15 protein-coding genes are annotated in these 18,056 nt (G+C 36.0%); 4 read left to right on the forward strand and 11 right to left on the reverse strand.

Features of this window, described 5'->3' with window-relative positions; genetic code table 11:
* Window positions 1-17: 17 nt before the first annotated feature.
* Together serS and CRV04_RS07375 are read right to left on the reverse strand one after the other, a co-directional pair.
* Window positions 18-1,262: a serine--tRNA ligase gene (gene serS, locus CRV04_RS07370; RefSeq protein WP_128996194.1), complete on the reverse strand. Its 1,245-nt coding sequence runs from the start codon at window positions 1,260-1,262 to the stop codon at window positions 18-20.
* The gene (locus tag CRV04_RS07375) at window positions 1,255-1,461 is read right to left on the reverse strand and encodes a hypothetical protein (RefSeq protein ID WP_128996195.1); all 207 of its coding nucleotides are present in this window, start codon (window positions 1,459-1,461) and stop codon (window positions 1,255-1,257) included. Before CRV04_RS07375 ends, serS begins: the two co-directional genes overlap by 8 nt.
* 114 nt (window positions 1,462-1,575) lie before the next feature.
* Here CRV04_RS07375 and CRV04_RS07380 point away from each other — a divergent pair, with 114 nt between their 5' ends.
* Both CRV04_RS07380 and trpS read left to right on the forward strand, forming a co-directional pair.
* Entirely contained in the window at window positions 1,576-2,847 is a 1,272-nt protein-coding gene (locus CRV04_RS07380) for a TAXI family TRAP transporter solute-binding subunit (RefSeq protein ID WP_128996196.1), read from the forward strand.
* 72 nt (window positions 2,848-2,919) lie between these two features.
* On the forward strand, window positions 2,920-3,885 hold the full coding sequence (gene trpS, locus CRV04_RS07385) for a tryptophan--tRNA ligase (protein WP_128996197.1): 966 nt from the start codon (window positions 2,920-2,922) through the stop codon (window positions 3,883-3,885).
* Between the two features lie 3 nt (window positions 3,886-3,888).
* Here trpS and CRV04_RS07390 read toward each other — a convergent pair whose 3' ends face one another.
* From CRV04_RS07390 to CRV04_RS07410, 5 genes are all read right to left on the reverse strand, one after another.
* Complete coding sequence (locus CRV04_RS07390) at window positions 3,889-5,835, reverse strand: methyl-accepting chemotaxis protein (protein ID WP_228126509.1); 1,947 nt, start codon at window positions 5,833-5,835, stop codon at window positions 3,889-3,891.
* 264 nt (window positions 5,836-6,099) lie between these two features.
* Window positions 6,100-6,699 (reverse strand): FmdE family protein, encoded by a 600-nt coding sequence (locus tag CRV04_RS07395; RefSeq protein WP_128996198.1) that lies wholly within the window; start codon window positions 6,697-6,699, stop codon window positions 6,100-6,102.
* 11 nt (window positions 6,700-6,710) lie between these two features.
* On the reverse strand, window positions 6,711-7,406 hold the full coding sequence (locus CRV04_RS07400; RefSeq protein WP_128996199.1) for a class I SAM-dependent DNA methyltransferase: 696 nt from the start codon (window positions 7,404-7,406) through the stop codon (window positions 6,711-6,713).
* Window positions 7,406-8,014: an ATP phosphoribosyltransferase gene (gene hisG / locus CRV04_RS07405; RefSeq protein WP_128996200.1), complete on the reverse strand. Its 609-nt coding sequence runs from the start codon at window positions 8,012-8,014 to the stop codon at window positions 7,406-7,408. Before hisG ends, CRV04_RS07400 begins: the two co-directional genes overlap by 1 nt.
* The gene (locus CRV04_RS07410) at window positions 7,992-8,618 is read right to left on the reverse strand and encodes a type III pantothenate kinase (RefSeq protein ID WP_128996201.1); all 627 of its coding nucleotides are present in this window, start codon (window positions 8,616-8,618) and stop codon (window positions 7,992-7,994) included. The genes hisG and CRV04_RS07410 overlap by 23 nt, the downstream gene beginning before the upstream one ends.
* Window positions 8,619-8,794: 176 nt before the next feature.
* Here CRV04_RS07410 and CRV04_RS07415 point away from each other — a divergent pair, with 176 nt between their 5' ends.
* On the forward strand, window positions 8,795-10,936 hold the full coding sequence (locus tag CRV04_RS07415; RefSeq protein WP_128996202.1) for a TonB-dependent copper receptor: 2,142 nt from the start codon (window positions 8,795-8,797) through the stop codon (window positions 10,934-10,936).
* A gap of 44 nt (window positions 10,937-10,980) precedes the next feature.
* Here CRV04_RS07415 and CRV04_RS07420 read toward each other — a convergent pair whose 3' ends face one another.
* Window positions 10,981-11,310, reverse strand: coding sequence for a hypothetical protein (locus CRV04_RS07420; RefSeq protein WP_128996203.1), 330 nt, complete (start codon window positions 11,308-11,310; stop codon window positions 10,981-10,983).
* Between the two features lie 140 nt (window positions 11,311-11,450).
* On the opposite strand from CRV04_RS07420, the gene CRV04_RS07425 reads away from it, so the two are divergent.
* A complete protein-coding gene (locus CRV04_RS07425) occupies window positions 11,451-13,436 on the forward strand; it encodes an EAL domain-containing protein (protein WP_128996204.1) in 1,986 nt (661 codons plus the stop codon).
* Between the two features lie 25 nt (window positions 13,437-13,461).
* On the opposite strand, the gene nirD is transcribed toward CRV04_RS07425, so the two are convergent.
* From nirD to CRV04_RS07440, 3 genes are read right to left on the reverse strand one after another with little or no spacing between them, the layout of a single operon-like run.
* Window positions 13,462-13,770: a nitrite reductase small subunit NirD gene (gene nirD / locus CRV04_RS07430; protein WP_164969134.1), complete on the reverse strand. Its 309-nt coding sequence runs from the start codon at window positions 13,768-13,770 to the stop codon at window positions 13,462-13,464.
* Between the two features lies 1 nt (window position 13,771).
* Window positions 13,772-16,231, reverse strand: coding sequence for a nitrite reductase large subunit NirB (nirB, locus tag CRV04_RS07435; RefSeq protein ID WP_128996206.1), 2,460 nt, complete (start codon window positions 16,229-16,231; stop codon window positions 13,772-13,774).
* A gap of 38 nt (window positions 16,232-16,269) precedes the next feature.
* Window positions 16,270-18,003 (reverse strand): bifunctional protein-serine/threonine kinase/phosphatase, encoded by a 1,734-nt coding sequence (locus tag CRV04_RS07440; protein ID WP_128996207.1) that lies wholly within the window; start codon window positions 18,001-18,003, stop codon window positions 16,270-16,272.
* Window positions 18,004-18,056 lie beyond the last annotated feature (53 nt).

Genomic DNA, 18,056 nt, shown 5'->3' on the forward strand with positions numbered 1-18,056 from the left:
TGCCCTACTTGATTTGATTAAAGATACTTTTTAAGTACATCTGGAATGGCAATGCTTCCATCTTCTTGTTGGTAGTTCTCCATAATGGCAACCAACGTTCGCCCTACTGCTAAACTTGAACCGTTTAACGTATGTGCTAAGATGTTTTTCTTCCCCTCTTTGTATCTGATTTTTGCTCGTCGTGCTTGGAAGTCTCGTGTATTTGAAATTGAAGAGATCTCTCTGAATTTATTTTGACCTGGAAGCCACACTTCTAAGTCAATCGTTACTGCGGCACTGAAACCCAAATCTCCTGTACACAGTTGCACTTTTTGATGGCAAAGACCTAAAGAAGTCAATAAATCACTGGCACAAGAAACCATCTTTTCAAACACGGCTTCACTTTGCTCTTGAGACGTGATGGCCACCATCTCAACTTTATCAAACTGGTGTTGTCTGATTAATCCTCGTGTGTCTCGTCCAGCACTTCCTGCCTCTTTTCTAAAGCATGGGGTGTATGAAGTAAGAAGCAGTGGTAACTCTTCACTTGGAATAATCTCATCGTTGTAAAGGTTGGTTAACTGCACTTCTGCTGTTGGAATCAGGTATAAATCTTCACCTTCTATTTTAAACAAGTCCTCTTCAAATTTAGGCAATTGCCCTGTCCCTTGAAGTGTGTTTGCGTTTGCCATAAATGGCACATACCACTCATTGAACCCTCTCTCACGGTTAAAATCCAACATATAATTAATCAATGCGCGCTCTAAACGTGCCGCTTGTCCACTCATGGCAACAAATCGTGATTTAGAGAGCTTTACCCCTCGAACAAAGTCAAGTGACCCATTGGCTTCACCTAAATCCCAGTGCTCTTTGGGTTCAAAAGCAAAGTTTGGTTTTTCACCCACAACTTCAAGCACCACGTTCTCTTCTTCATCTTTTCCATCAGGTACATTATCATCAGGTAAGTTTGGCACACCAAGAGCAATGGCTTCAAGCTTCTCTTCTAAAACTCGCACTTCCTCTTCTAAGGCTTGCTTTTGGTTTTTAAGCTCATTGATATTGGCTTGCAGTGGGGCAATATCTAAGCCCTCTTTTTTGTATCGACCAAACTCTTTAGAGAGTTGATTTTGCTGTGCAGTGACCTCTTCCATTGTTTGTCGTTTGGCTTTAGCTTCTTGCGCTAAAGATTTCAGTGACTCCAATAAAGCAGCATCCACTCCTTTACGTGTTAGCTTTGCAGCAACTGTGTCGTAATCTCTTTGTAGTAATTTTATATCAACCATTCATTTCCACTTTTATTATCATATTTCCATCTTCATAAACGCTACGAAAATGGTGTTTTGTACAAAAATTCTCATTCATAAAGTTGCATTTTTCATTGGCTTTTTCCAATGCTTCATCAATAGTTTCAAACTCTTCGATCGCTTTTAAGTCTGACTCTTGGAAGCATTTACACTCTTTTTCAATCTTTACAAAAGGCATACAATCTCGCTTAATTTTTTCGCAATTATATCAAAGATAAGCCTAAATGTGCCTTTTTTATTCTTTTCTAATTGAAAATAGAATAAAGTAAACTATTCACATAGGGGAACCACTATGAAATCATTTTTTAAAATATACTTGCCCATTATCACCGTCATATTTTTGGCTTTTTATATCACTTCACAATTTATCGAACCCGCACCCAAAAAAGAGATCACCATTGCTGCAGGCAGTAAAGATGGCACTTATTACCAAACCGCTTTAGCATACAAAAAACTCTTAGAAAAAGAAAAAGTGAAGGTCACACTGCTTGAAACCAAAGGTTCCATTGACAACATACAACTCATACAACAAGGCAAAGCCGATATTGGTTTTATACAAAATGGTGTTTTAAAACCTGCCCAACTAAACAGCGTAGAATCCCTTGCAAGCATCTATTATGAACCTCTGTGGATATTTTATAAAAATGAAGGCTTTGAGATTGAGTATGTCATTCAACTCATCTCCAAAAAAATAGCCGTGGGTGGACTTGGCAGTGGGACACGCGATTTGGCCTTGACTATTTTAAACGATAATGGAATTAACAATGAAAATTCAAGCTTACTTGAACTCAATTCCACTTTAGCCAAACAACAACTGCTTGAAGGCAAAATTGATGCAATGTTGGTGGTCATTTCCCCAAAATCTGCACTGGTACAATCCTTACTTGAAGACCCAAACATCAATGTCTTAAGCATCAAAAGAGCGCGAGCGTACAGTCGAAAATATACCTTTTTAACCCCTTTGACGCTTTATGAAGGAACGATGGATTTATACAAAAATCTGCCATCTGATGACACCAGTCTGCTTGCGACCACAGCCAATCTTATCGTTCGAAAAGAGATGCCCGAAGAGTTGGTGCGTCTGTTTTTAAAAAAAGTCAAACAGACCCACCAAGAGAAAACACTCTTTGCGCAAGAGGGAGAGTTTCCGAACCTTTTAAACATGCAAGCACCTATCAATAAAGAGGCTGAAAAATATATGAAAAATGGAGACAGTTGGTTGGAGAGTATTTTCCCTTATTGGATTGCTTCGAATATTGACCGTCTAAAAATCCTACTCATTCCTCTTTTAACATTGATGTTTCCACTGTTTAAAGGCATCATGCCTCTTTATACATGGACCATGCGTTCCAAAATCTATAAATGGTATGATGATTTAAACGATATTGATAAAGCACTTCCAAGCTACAACCAAGAACAATTGCACGAAAAGCTGATTACACTTCAAAACCTACAAGAAGAGATCAGTAAACAAACCAAAGTTCCCTTAGCCTTTATGGGAGAGTACTACAACTTACTGCTTCACTTAGAGATGATCACCAATAAGATAAAAGCACGTCTTTAAAGCCCAAACTAAGGCTTTGCTTATCTTTAACTAATTTCGATATAATACTCAAAAAATTTTGAGGAATGTATTTTGAGAATTTTATCAGGTATTCAACCATCTGGAACGATTCACATTGGTAATTATTTTGGAATGATTAAAAAAATGATTGAATCACAAGATGACGGAGAGTTGTTTGCATTTATTGCTTCATATCACGCCATGACTTCATTGAAAGATAAAGAAGCATTAGAAAACAACATCATGGAAGCGGCTATTAACTTTTTAGCATTGGGAATGGACCCAGAGAAATCAACATTTTGGGTACAACACGATGTCAAAGAGGTATTAGAGCTTTATTGGATCCTCTCAAATCACACCTCTATGGGACTTCTTGAACGAGCCCACTCATACAAAGATAAAACAGCTAAAGGCATTCAAGCCAATCATGGCTTGTTTTCATACCCTGTATTGATGGCTGCAGACATTTTACTCTATGATTCAAATATTGTGCCTGTTGGGAAAGATCAAATCCAGCACGTCGAGATGACACGAGACATTGCCACCAGCTTTAACAATGTCTATGGTGAAATTTTTACCATGCCAGAAGCCAAAGTGGATGAAGTGTTGCAAACCGTACCTGGTACCGATGGCGCAAAAATGTCCAAATCCTATGGAAACACCATTGATATGTTTGGAACAGCTAAAAAAGTGAAAAAGCAGGTCATGGGGATTGTAACAGACTCTACGCCACTTGAAGAAGCCAAAGATTATATCTCGTGTAATGTCTATAAACTGTGTGAACTCTTTATGAATCAAGATGAATTAACCCAAATGCAAAAAAGATATGCCACACCGGGCGAAGGGTATGGTCACTTTAAACTCGCACTGTTAGATAAAATCAATGATCACTTCAGTCCTTATAGTGAAAAAAGAGAGTACTACTTAAATCACAAAGATGAAGTACGAGAGATTTTAGCTCACGGTGCAAACAAAGCACGTAAAATTGCGCAAGCAAAAATGGAGCAAATCCGAGAAGTAGTCGGCTTAAATTATTAAGCCTTACTCCTCTTCAGATTTTATCTCATCTTTGCCATCAAACTCTTTTTTGTTGGCATGATAAACAATCAGTTTTGCCATCTCATCGGTTGACATTGCAATCTCTTTGGTTCCTGATGCAATGGCTGCATTCTCTTGCGTTTGAAGATCAAGTTGTGAAACTGCTGAATTGATTTGTTCAATTCCTGATAACTGCTCTTTACTTGAATTCTCCACATCTTTAATCAACTCAATGGTGTGAGAGATACGTTCATTCAAGTGTTTATATCCATCAATCATCTCTTCAGCTATATTTTTACCTTGATTGGCTTTATTGGTTGCATTTTCAACCATGTTTTTTATCTCTTTAGCGGCTTCTGCACTTCGTGAAGCCAAGTTTCTCACCTCTTGTGCAACCACAGCAAAGCCTTTACCTGCTTCACCTGCAGTGGCTGCTTCAACGGCTGCATTCAGAGATAGGATATTGGTTTGAAATGCGATTTGGTCAATCACTGTAATGGCTTCATTAATTGCTATAACTTGTTCATCTATGTTTTCCATTGCCGTTGTGGTTTCATTTGCCAGTCGTGCACCACTGTTTGCAGAGCTTGTGACTTCATTTGCTAAGTTTGCCATTTCTGCAATATTTTGTGTATTGCTTCTGATATTGGCTGTCATTTGCTCCAGTGCTGCTGCTGTTTCTTCTAAACTTGATGCCGCCTCATTGGCACTTTCATTGAGATTATCCACGTTGCTTAACAAGGATGCGGAACTTTTTTCTAAAGCCAATCCATTCTTTTTATCGTGGATGAGCATTTGAGTCGTTGACTCGCCCAAATTGTTCACGCTTTGCGCCAATTTTAAAAGATGCTTTTGAAGACCAACGATATTGACTTTAGGTCGATAATCATATTTCGTATATTTTTCTAAAACCACCAATACATTGTCAATATTCTCTTCAAGGTTTTGTGCCATATTGTTTAACACGGATTGCAGTTTAACAAGTGAGGGGTTACTTACTTGCACATTCAATCGTTGTGATAAATCTCCTTCTTGAAATTTACCCAGTACGTCAATAGTGGTGTTAATCAATTTGGCATCTTCATCTAAATTTTTTTGAACCAATACAATATTTTCATTCACTGCTGCGGCCATTCGACCTAACTCATCTTGAGTTGATAACTGAATGGGTTTCACACTGTCGGATGTTTTATTAAGATATTTAAAGAAGCCTTTTAAGCCTGTTTGGAATTCAAAAATAGGGTCAATGATAACGCGTTTAACCAATGGAAGCACCATCAGTGTGGTCACAATAATCAACACTGCTGTTGAGATAAATGCAATGAGTAAAGACTCATTGATTTGGCTGTTAATTTCATCCTTAATCAAATTCATCTGTTTTTCAATGTTGTCCACATAAATACCCGTAACCAATACCCAGTTTAATTCGGGAATATAAACAGACGATGCAATTTTAGGAATAATTAAATCACTATTTGGTCGCTTATAGTAGTATTTTACATACTTCTCTTCTTGCGCATTTTTAATCAAATCTTGTCGAAATGCATACCCTTTGATATCGGGTTGGTTGATGTCCGTTTTTTGATCATTTAACTGAGGTTTGGTTCCATGAAAACCAAAATAAAAACCATCTGATTTCTCTTCATATGCAAAAAAGTATCCACTTTTATCTTTTAAATATCGCAGACCACTTAACAATCGAATCACTTCTGCTTTTGCAGCCTCTTTATTGGTATTGTTTTTAAGGGTGGTTTCTATAAGAGATTGAGCAACAATCAACTCATTTCGAATCAAAGACTGTTTTTCTTGAATGATTGCATTTTCAAATTCAACAAGTGTATTACTCAACATTGAACTGGTTTTTACATAACTTAGAATAGACATAATACCTATCCCACAAAAAAGTGGAATAACGGTTAACAATAACATTTTCGTCTTTAGTGACTTCATTCTCTCTCCTCATACAAAGGGGAAATTTTAACGGATTAATGTCACATTCTTTATCATTTAAAAAGTTATTTTTGAAATTTTTTTTACATAATTTAGCCCGATTATAAGTTATTGTAATAACTTAAAAATAAGAGATATATCCACTTTTACTATGACCAAAGCGTTTAAAAAATTCTTTGTATAAAAAAAAGAGACAAATTAGTCAATTTTTTTTTACTTATTAAAAAAACGGTGTATAAGAAGTACACACCGTATCGTTAAATGCTACGATTCAAAAACTTCAATGACCTCATCCACTCTTTGAGAAATCATTTCTACTCTTTTTTGCCACAGTTCACCAAATCTTTTTTCTTCAACTTTGGTGGCTTGATGTGCAATGCATTTTTGCATTAATTCAGACATGCTTTCGTGAGGCAATACTTTAGAGGGCACGTACATTACCTCCACACTTTTATTGGTATCACGTCTTGTAAATCGAGCCATTGAAGAGATATTGGCATTAAATGACATCAAATGTCGTCGGTCATAATGACCCGCAATACCTTTAAAACCGTTGAGTTGCGTAGCACCAGTGATGTGTTGAATAACATTGGCTATAACGCCTGCAACACCTTCATTAGCATCCTCTTTAAAAGCAACTTTAATTTCACCTCGTTTAGGGATTTCATTATTATAGAGTCTTTTAAGTGCTTGTTGTGTCATCAAATAAGCACCCAATACAGTCGGACAAGAGTGCCCTGCACTTTTAACAATATCTAAATAAGAAAACTCGATGATGCCCTCTTCAAAGGCACCTAAAAACTCTGATAAAGCATCTTGAAGGGTGATGGTGGGTATCTCATCATAAAATGAGGGGTAGTTCATAAAAACTCCTTTTAGGATTTTTTACAAACAAATATTAATTTATCACTCTCCTCATAGCCATGCAAGTTAAAATTGACAACCGACTCCACTGCAAAACCGACACTTTCAAGCAGTGTTTTAAGCTCTTTAGTGGTGTGATAATACTGTTCTATAAAATCTTGCTCTTTTGAATAAAGTCCACTTTTTTGCAAAGAGAAAAGCGTAATATCTGTTCGTAATATGTTCTGTTCAAAAAGGGCATCAATGGCAATAAATTTATCATCCAAATTGATGTTCAAACTGCCTTGAGCGACTTCTTGAAATCCAAAAAGAGAGTTTACATCAAAAACGAATGTTCCGCCTTGATTCAAAACAAGATAGCTTTGTTCAAAAAATATTTTGAGATGTTGTTTCGGGATATAATTGATCACATCGAAAATAGCTGTGGCACAATCAAAAGTTTGAGAAACTTCTTCCAAAGAAAGGCACTGTGCAGCTAGTCCTTTGGCTTGACAAACTTTGATTTGTTCACTGCTTAAGTCAATCCCAAAGGCTTTTACACCGTTTGTTTGTAGGTGTTGTAAAAATGCCCCTTGACCACAACCAATGTCAATCACACTTTGAGGTTGTCGTTCATACAAAAGCCCTAAGAAGGCTTTATGAAGCTGTCGTACTTCCTCTTCAAAGTCTAAGTACGATTCAACTTTGGCGTAGAGATTCAGACCCATTAGAGTGTGGCTTCTATTTTTTCTCTTAGGTCTAAAATGGTATCTTTTTTAGAATAAAAAGAGTTTTTATTAGAAATAAGATACACCGAACTCTCCATAATGGTTGGTCCCACTTCCAGTCCATTTTGTTTCATGGTGGTACCTGTTTCAACAATATCCACGATACAATCACTTAACCCCACCAATGGTGCAAGTTCAATTGAACCATAGAGTTTAATCACTTCCACGGCCATCGCTTTTTGTTCAAAATATTTTTTTGCAATCTTCTCATGTTTGGTTGCGACTTTGATTTGACTCTTAGTCCAATCCAGCTCTTCTCCCGCTTTTAGACCTATGGCCACTTTACATTGTCCCAATTGTAAATCTAAAAGTTTAATCAAGTCGTACTCTTTCTCTTCTAAAACATCAAGCCCAACCACACCTAAATCTGCTGCACCATACATCACATATGTTGGCACGTCTTGGTTTCGTACATTTAAAAAAGTAAATCCTGCTTTTTTTAAAATCAGTTTTCTGTCTTCAAAGATAAACTTTTCACCAAATGCTTTCTCAAACTTCTCTAACGTTTGTTCAGCAATTCTTCCTTTAGGCAATGCAACTGTTAGCATCTATAATCCCTTTCATGTTCTCAAATATTAACTCATTTTTGCACGTACTGTTTTGTATGTATTCATGTAAAAGTGAAGCATCTCCACCCGTTAACACGACAGTTTGATTGTGAGCGATTTCTTGTATAGGTAACACGATCGCTTTTAAAATTGAGTAAGAAATAGCGTCTTTTGTATTTTGTGGTATTTTATCGAAGTTTTGCTTTAGAGCCAAATCAAAATCAAGTTTGGGGGAGATTTGGGCGTAGGTCTCTTTCAGTTTTCGAATACCAGGCAAGATAAATCCCCCTTGATGTGTTCCCTCTTTCATCACATCAACCGTAATGGCACTGCCTGCATCTACAATCACACCATCACGTAAGCCTAAACAAGCCACTTTTCTGTCAATGCCCATGCCCACATATTGCGTTTCAAACTTTACATAATGCTCTAAATTTATGGCATTGGGATAACGGCTTAAAAGTTTTGCGGTAGCTTTATCGTTCACACTGATAAAACAGATGGTTTCATTTAAGCTGGGAAGCTCTTCGTGTAAAAAAAACTTTCGCTCTTTTTCATTGATATAAAAATGGAATGTGCTGTTTCCAATATCACATAAAATCATTATTGACTGCTTCTTTAGAATAGTTTGGAGATAGTTCAATATCTCTTTTGCTGTTAATTATAACTGATTTGTTTTAATGTTTGCCTTGTATGGTTCATTGTATTTTTTAAATAAATTAACAGAAAATTAACAGCTCTTTTCTAATATCACTTAAATTTTTAAAGAAGGAAGTATTTGTGAAGAAGAAGAGGATTATTTTATGTTTATCTTTATGTGCAAGTTTACTCTTAGCCCAAGAGAAAACTGCTGAAAGTAAAGAGACGACTGTTTTAGAAAAAATACAAGTTGTCTCTATTGTGGAATCTGAAAATCCATTAAAAGTAATAGCGGATCCTAAAAACCCGATTCAACCTATTCCTGCGAGTGATGGGGCGGATTTTTTGAAAAATATACCCGGTTTTTCTGTTAAAAGAAAAGGTGGAACAGATGGTGATCCAATATTAAGAGGAATGTCTGGTTCTAAACTTGGAATATTTTCTGACGGTCAAGAGATATATGGGGGATGTGGAGGGAGAATGGATCCACCTACAGCATATATTTTCCCTGAGACTTATGACAGTGTCGTTATTACCAAAGGTCCTCAAACGGTATTGGTAGGTTCTGGGTTTTCTGCTGGGGTAGTTGAATTTAAAAAAAATCCCAAATATTATCCGACTCCCGATTATGATATATACTCTTCTTTTAAACAAGGAAGTTTTGGGAGAAGTGATCAATTTATTGATTTTAGTGGCGGAGAACCGTTAGGATATGTTCAATTAATAGGAACACGTTCACATTCAAATGATTATAAAGATGGTAACGGGGATGTTGTAGATTCAGAATACACAAGATGGAATACAAGCCTTACTTTAGGATATACCCCTTCAGATGATACTACATTTGAAATCTCAGGTTCAAAAGGTGACGGTGAAGCCAAATATGCGGATAGAACGATGGATGCATCGAAGTTACTCAGAGAGAATGTTGCACTCAAATTCATAAAATATAATTTAACAAACAATGTAGAAAAAGTTGAAATGCAAGTTTATAGAAACTATGTTGACCATATCATGGACAATTATACATTAAGAGACCCTTCTATCAGTGCGATGACAGGGAAAAAAGCATATACCGCTATGAATCCCGATAGAATCACTGTTGGAGGAAATCTCAAAGTTACGACTGCCATCCCTTCTCTTTTATTAACCAATATATCAGGTGTTGATTTTAAAAAAGATGAACACAGAGCAAGAAGTGCTATGATGAAAACATCTGCTTCTTTAGCAGACAGTGCCATGTTTTCTGCATCAAGACAAACTGATTTTGACTTTTCACAAATGGGCTTTTTTAATGAGTCCACCATTGATATCAATGAAGATAATAGAATCATTGCTGGAATCAGACTGGACAAACATGAAGTAACAGATAAAAGAACAAAATTGGGAATGCTGATTTATAATAATCCCAATTATAATCAAACAGAAAAAGATACTTTAACAAGTGGATTTATAAGATATGAAAAAGATATTCCAGAGTATGGATTGAATACCTATATTGGATTTGGACATGCAGAACGATTTGCTGATTATTGGGAAAGAACAAAATATAACCTTGAAGGCATCACCAATGCAAACAAAACAGATCCAAACGCCATCACTTCACAAGATACGCCTGAACCAGAAAAAACAAATCAAATTGATATTGGAGCCAGTTGGGCAACGGGTGATTTCACAACATCCATTTCTATGTTTTATAGTAAAGTCAATGACTATATTTTAAACCGATGGTTTGATGAAAATGGAAATCAAATGACGGTTCCTTATGGCATGGGCACCACAACATATACAAGTGTATATAATATTGATGCAACCATTTATGGTGGTGAATTAAGTGCAAGTTATAAAATATCAAATGACTATAAAATCGTAGGATCATTAACCCATGTGGTGGGGAAAAATGACACAGATGATAAACCTTTAGCACAACAACCACCACTTGAAGGTAAACTCTCTGTTATGTATGATGATGGAAAATATTCAGCTGGAATTCTCGCAAGATTTATCTCAAAACAAGACAGATATGATGTTGGAGCGGGGAGCATTGTTATGAACGGTGTTGATAAAGGTGAAACACCCGGTGCTTCAATTTTCTCTATCAATGGTGGCTATAAATATAATAAAAATGTTTCACTCTCTTTGGGAGTTGATAATTTATTTGACAAAGCATATATGGAACACTTAAGTAATTCAAATGTTTCAAGTGCCACAACTTTTATGGCTCAAGAAAGAATATATGAACCAGGTAGAAATATTTGGTTTGAATTGAAAATGACATTCTAAAGTATTTGCTAGAAAACTAAATATTTTTAGTTTTCTGGTTGCTTTTAATATTTCTCGTCCACTTGCCACTGATTTTGCTCTAAAAAGACTTTAGCCTTTGAACAAAGTGGTGAGCCAATCAATAATATTTTTTGTTTAAAATTATGCCCTTGTAAATGGGCTAATTTCTCGCATAACTCAATTAACTCTTGCGCATTTTTTTTCAAAAATCGACTCTTTGCTTCCACAATAAAGATGGCATAATAGTTTTTATCTATGCCTGTGGCAGCATAAATATCAATTTTTTTTCGACTGCCCAATGCTTTGGGTTCAACTTTTTCAAGGGTTTTAAAAAGTATGTTTTTTTGATTAAAATAGTGTGTTAATTCTTTCAAGCATCTTCCTTTGAAGTGTATTATAGCAAAAGGCTATACAAAATAACATTACAAAAAAATAATCTTTTATGGCTTTACCTCACAATTCTCTTTTATAAAAATAATGTTAATATAACACTACAAAAGAAGAAGGGTCCGCGTTGAGTAAAAATCTCATTTCAAACCAAAAACTGATATTTCGTATCATCTCACTGCTTTTAGCTGTTAGTATTATTCTTATCCTTGTTTCAAGTATTTATATCAAACAAACAGCATTGACTCGATTGGCACAAGACGATGCTAAAAAAACGAGTGAACTTATTTTTGAAATCATGAATACCAAGATGCAAGAAGGCTGGGCTAAAGAGGATTTAAAATCCATTTTAAGTCGTTTGGAACATATTCGAGAAGGCTTGACCGTTCACTCCTACAGAAGTGCATTGGTTGAAGAAATTTTAGGGAAGAATGAAGCGGATTCAATTGTTGTAAAAAATGATAAAGCCATCCAAAAAGCGATGCAAGGTGAAGAACAATTTATTGTAGAAAAAGATGGCTCCATTCGATACATCTATCCCATTCACGTGAACCAAGAGTGTATCACCTGTCATTATAATACCAAAGTTGGTGATATCAATGGGGTGTTAGATATTACGTATCCACCAAGTGAAATTAAAATTTCACTCAATGAACTGACCTATTGGTTCATTGCTTTTTTTATTCTTTTTATTTTAATCTTTTTTTATATTTTCTATTTGGTGGTCAATAAAAAAATCATCAGCCCTATTGTGGGATTTACCCAAACCATCAAAGAGCTAACCAAAGAGAAGAATTTAGAGAAAAAAGCCAATGTACAAACCAATATCGAAGAGATTCAAACCTTGCAGACCTCTTTTAATAAACTGCTTTCAACCATTAAATACTATTATGAGAAACTTTTAGAGAACCTCTATCATGACTCCTTGACCTCATTGGGCAACATGAATAAACTGCAACAAGACTTACCTCAATATCCCAAAGCACCTTTGGCCATTATGAGTATTGACAGCTTCAGAGAGTTTAATAACTTCTACGGTATTAAAGTGGGCGATTTCATCATCAAAGATTTGGCAAAGTTCTTAAAAAAACAGCAACTGGATGGAGTTCAACTTTACCGACTCTATGGGGATGAATTTGCCTTATTGTTTACAAATAATACCACCGTTGAAGAGTGTAATGACCTCATTACTAAAATTTCACAGCATGAGTTTAAATACAAAAACATCAATATCTATATTCAAGTGACAATGGGAATTGTATTTATTGCCGAAAAACGAAGAATTGAGAAAGCCACCATTGCTCTTAAAAATGCGAAAAAACATAAAAAAAGTTTGCGTCTGTTTAAAGAGTCTATCTTGCTTCAAGAGGAATATGAACAACACATCAAATGGACACAATACCTCAAAGATGCGATTGAACAAAACAACATTGTGCCCGTCTTTCAACCCATTAAAGCTGTAGGCAGTGAAAACATTAAAAAATATGAGTGTTTGGCAAGAGTTTTAAAAGATGGGCACTATCATGTTCCTTTTGAGTTTTTAGAAGTGGCTAAAAAAGCGAAACTTTATCCCAACATCACTCAAATCATGATAGAAAAGACCTTCGAGTATTTCAGTACAAGAAAAGAGTTGGAGTTTTCTATTAACTACTCAATTGATGATATACAAAACCCTCAAACCACAGGAAAACTTTTCAGTTTACTCGAACAATATGAACTGGGTGATCGTTTGATCATTGAACTGCTTGAAACTGAAGAGATTAATGACTTTATTGTGTTAAACAACTTTATTACACGTGCGAAAAAATACAAGGTGCGTATTGCTATTGATGACTTTGGCAGTGGTTACTCTAATTTCTCATATTTAATCAATATGAACATCGATTATCTGAAAATTGACAGTTCACTCATTGAAAAAATTGATGTCTCACACGATTCACTTCGAGTGGTTAAAACCATCATTGCATTTGCCAAAGAATTACACCTTCAAACCATTGCAGAAAAAGTACACTCAGCACAAATTGAATCGATTTTATTGGATTTAGGTGTGGATTATTTACAAGGATATCATATCGGAAAACCTGAACCTGAAGTGCTTGCAGTTAAAGAATAAGCTTCTTAAAAAAAGAAGCTCTTCTTTAAAACTGGATATAGACCATTCCCTCTTCAATTTTTGTTTCATAAGGCTTAACACACCCCGCACCCTCCTCTAAAGCAACACCATTTTCTAAATTGATATCCAAATTATGTAAAGGACACGTAATGATATGTTCATGCACCAACCCTTCGCTGAGTTGTCCCTTTTTATGTGGACACTCATTTTTCACAGCAAAGATCAATTCATCTCGTGTTTTAAAGAGTGCAATCTCTTCATTTGCAATCACAACTTTTCGCGCACCCATTGAAGGAATGTTTTCAACTTCTATTATTTTAATCCAAGTTCCCATCTCAGTTCTCCTTACTTTCATAATTTGGTAGATCTTTTGTATCAATCACAATGGCATCAAACTCTTTGGTGAAACCTTCATCAATTGATTTTGCCCAAGGGTCTACTTGTGCACTCTTTTGAGACTCCTCAAATCGTCGTGCATAGTAATCAAGTTTTTCTTTATCAAAGAGTGTGTCTTTAACATATTGTAACCCTACTCGCTCTACCCAATGTGCGGTTCTCTCTAAATAATACGCGTCCTCTCTGTAAAACTGCATAAAGGCTTTAACATACTCTATGAGCTCTTCATCGGTTTCTACTTTACACAGTAAATCGGTTACTCGCACCTTGATACCACCATTTCCTGCAACATGTATCTCCCAACCAGAATCCACACCAATGATTCCAAAATCTTTGATGGTTGCTTCAGCACAGTTTCTTGGACATCCAGATACTGCAATTTTATACTTGTGAGGTGTCCAACTTCCCCAAGTGAGTCTCTCTATATCAATTCCCATTTGCATCGAGTCTTGTGTACCAAATCGACACCATTGATTTCCTACACATGTTTTAACAGTTCGTAATCCTTTGGCATAGGCTTGTCCTGAGACAAACCCACAATCATTTAAATCCTTCCACATGGGTTCAAGTTGCTCTTTTTTAACGCCCAACATATCAAGACGTTGACCACCTGTGAATTTTACTGTAGGCACATCATATTTGACGGCAATTTGAGCAATGTCTTGTAACTCTTTAGGAGAAGTCAAACCTCCCCAAATTCTTGGAACCACAGAATACGTACCATCTTTTTGAATATTTGCAGAGACTCGGTCATTGATTAAGGCACTTCGTTTGTCATTGGTGTATTTATCGTCGTTGTATTTAACAAGCAGATAGTAGTTCACAGCTGGTCGACATTTTGCACACCCGTCTTGCGTTTTCCAATCGAGTTTTTTAAACACTTCATACACATTTTCAAACTCACCTTCAAGGATGCTTTGTTTAATCTCTTTATGTCCTAGAGTCGTACAACCACAAATACCTTCAGGTTGACTGTCGTATTCATCTCCTAAAGTATTCACTAAAATCTGCTCAACAAGTCCTAAACAAGAACCACATGAAGCGCCTGCTTTTGTACACGCTTTAACTTCATTGAGCGATTTTAAATCTTTATCTTTAATGGCCTTTACAATGTCGCCTTTACACACTCCATTACATCCGCACACCTCTTCATCATCACTCATGGCATTAACGTCATTGCCACCATGACCACTGTCACCCAATGCCGATTTTCCAAATAAAATCTTCGTTCGTAAATCAGAGATATTCGTATGCTCTTTTAAAAGTTTTAAGTACCATGAGGCATCTGCTGTATCTCCATATAAAACAATTCCGATGATTCTGTTTTCATAGATGACCAACTTCTTATAAATACCCACTTTTTCATCCAATAAAATCAACTCTTCAGTGGTTTCATCTCCCAAATAATCCCCTGCACTGAACAAATCCACACCTGAAATTTTAAGTCGTGTTGAGAGTGTTGAACCACTGTATCCTTCAGTTTTTTTTCCCGCTAAAATCTTTGCTAAGACTTTGGCTTGTTCATACAGTGGTGCCACTAAACCATACGTATTGCCATTGTGCTCTACACACTCTCCAATGGCATAAATATTTTCATAACTTGTTTGTAAAAAATCATCCACCACAATACCTTTATTGCAAGCAATATTGGCCTCTTGTGCTAAAGAAGTATTGGGAATAATCCCCGTTGCAAAAACCACCAGATTGGATTCAACTTTGGAACCATCACTGAAAACAACCTCTTCAACTTCCCTGTGTCCATTAATTAAGTCTATGGTTGTATCAAGCTTAAACTCAATACCATATTTCTCTAAATTCTTTTGAAGCAGTCGACCACCTGTAGAATCCAGTTGTTGAGAAAGGATTGAGCCACTTCGGTGCACTAAAATGGTTTTAATATTATGCATGGCAACTCCGTATGCCGCTTCAAGTCCTAAGAGACCACCACCCACAACCACAGCTGTTTTACTTGCATCAATCGTATTTAAAATAGCATCCACGTCTGCTTTGGTTCTAAATGCAATCACATTATTTAAACTGCTTCCTTGCGTTTTAGGAATAAAAGGTTTCGAACCCGTAGCAATCAGAAGCTTGTCATACGAAACCACCTCTCCACTTTCACTGATAACGGTTTTATTATTGGTATTGATATTAACAATTTTATCGCCTTTGTGAAGCGTGATGCCATTTTGCTCATACCATTTAGGATGGTTAATAATCGTATCTTCAAAGCTTTTCTCTTTTGATAAAATATAAGAGAGCATGATACGGTTATAGTTTACATGAGGTTCTTCACCAAAAACTGTGATATCATACTTCGTACTCTCTAACTCCAAAAGGTCTTCAATGGTTCGAAGACCGCTCATTCCATTTCCAATAACAACTAGTTTTTCTTTCATGCTTCTTCCTTTTATCTTGATTATCAATGTTTTTAATTTTATGCAGCGTGATTGAGCCAATACACAATCAGATGACTTAAGCCCAATAAAATCGCCAGACTTTGCCAAAACAACACAGGGTCTTTTTGCATGATTGCAGGCTTACGATGATGAATCAAATTTTTATTGGGTTTTTCCAAATCATGCATAAACTCTGAGAGCAAACCATAACGATTGTGTACATTAATACTTAAGGCCTTTTTTAATGCCTCTTCAAACCATTGCGGTACTTTGATGTTTTTATAAATTAAAGGTTGATATTTCAATCTGTTTTGTGCTGATTTGGTTGTTGATTTAGCTACATTGGTGCCATAAGGAAAATCACCACTCAACATTTGATAAATGATAACAGCCAATGAAAAGATGTCCGATTTGGCCGTTCCCTCCTCTTCTAAAAAGTACTCTGGTGCTGAATACAAAACTGTTCCTTGCAGATGATGTTGCGTATTAAAACTGTCAATTTCAAGGATCCCTTCTACTTTGGTTGAACCAAAATCAAGGAGAGTAACCACTCCATCTTTATTGATTAAAATATTTTCAGGTCTCAAATCTTGATGCACCATTTCTAGCGAATGAAATGCTTGTAAACCTTTGGCAATTTGTCTCACAATCCCTCTTACTTCTTGCAATGTAGGGTTAGGGTTATCTCGCATCCATTGAGTCAAGGTTTCCCCTTTTATATGGTGTGTTAAAATATAAAGATAGTTTTTAGGTCGATCAATTTCACACGCTTTGAGAACATGTTTATTATCAATTCGTTTGGCAATCCAATCTTCAAGCAGAAAACTCTCTAAATATGCCATGTCATCTCTTCTGGTATGCGCAGGTGTTTTAAGCACCATTTTCTCTGCAGAATGGATCTCTTTAACCAAATAGACATGACTTCGACTGTTGGTGTGTAAAACACTTAAAACTTCAAAGCCATCAAACAAGTCTCCTTCATTTAAAAATTCAGGTATGGGTTTTTCATAAATCTCATTTTGAATCTCATTGGCCTCTTTCTTGGGCAAATTATCAACTCTTAATATTTGCAAAGTAAGGTTATCATCACTGCCATTTTGCATCGCTTTATGAATTATCTCTTTTGCAATGTCATTGAAGTCATCCTGAGAAGCTTGTAACATATCAATGAGACCATTCAGTTCTATAAACTCATAGACCCCATCGGTCATAAGTAAAAAAACATCTCCTTTTTCCAAAGAAAAAGCTTCATAATCGCTGTGAATAACCGAATCAATCCCCATGGCTCTGGCCAAATAACTTTTATCTTTGCTGATCCATGTTCGATGGTCTGTGGTTAACTGCTCTAAACTGTTTCCTCTTAATCTATAAATACGAATATCCCCAACATGAAAAAGGTGTGCAGTGGTTGATTTTAAAACCAAACCAGTGAACGTACATACAAATCCACTGTCTTTTTCATAATGGTATTGGTTCTCTCTGTTTTTTGCATACAACCATGAATTGGTTGCATGCATCACTTTCATCACAGAATTTTTCACACTCCACGCTTCACTGGTGCAATAATAATCCTCCAAAAAAGATTGAACACTCACTTGGCTGGCTTCTTGGCTGACAGAGCTGCTGCTGATCCCATCTGCCATACAAAGAGCAATTCCTTTGGTCGTAAGAAAAGGCTCTTTAGGAATAAAAATATCACAAAAGTCTTGATTGATATTTTTAACCCCTTTGTTGGAATACGCTGCATATGTAATTTGTAAACTGCTTTGCATGATTGTTTAATACCTCTGTTTTTTACATGAATAAAACATTCAAATAATGTTTT

The organism is Candidatus Marinarcus aquaticus, from assembly GCF_004116335.1.
Lineage (GTDB): Bacteria > Campylobacterota > Campylobacteria > Campylobacterales > Arcobacteraceae > Marinarcus > Marinarcus aquaticus.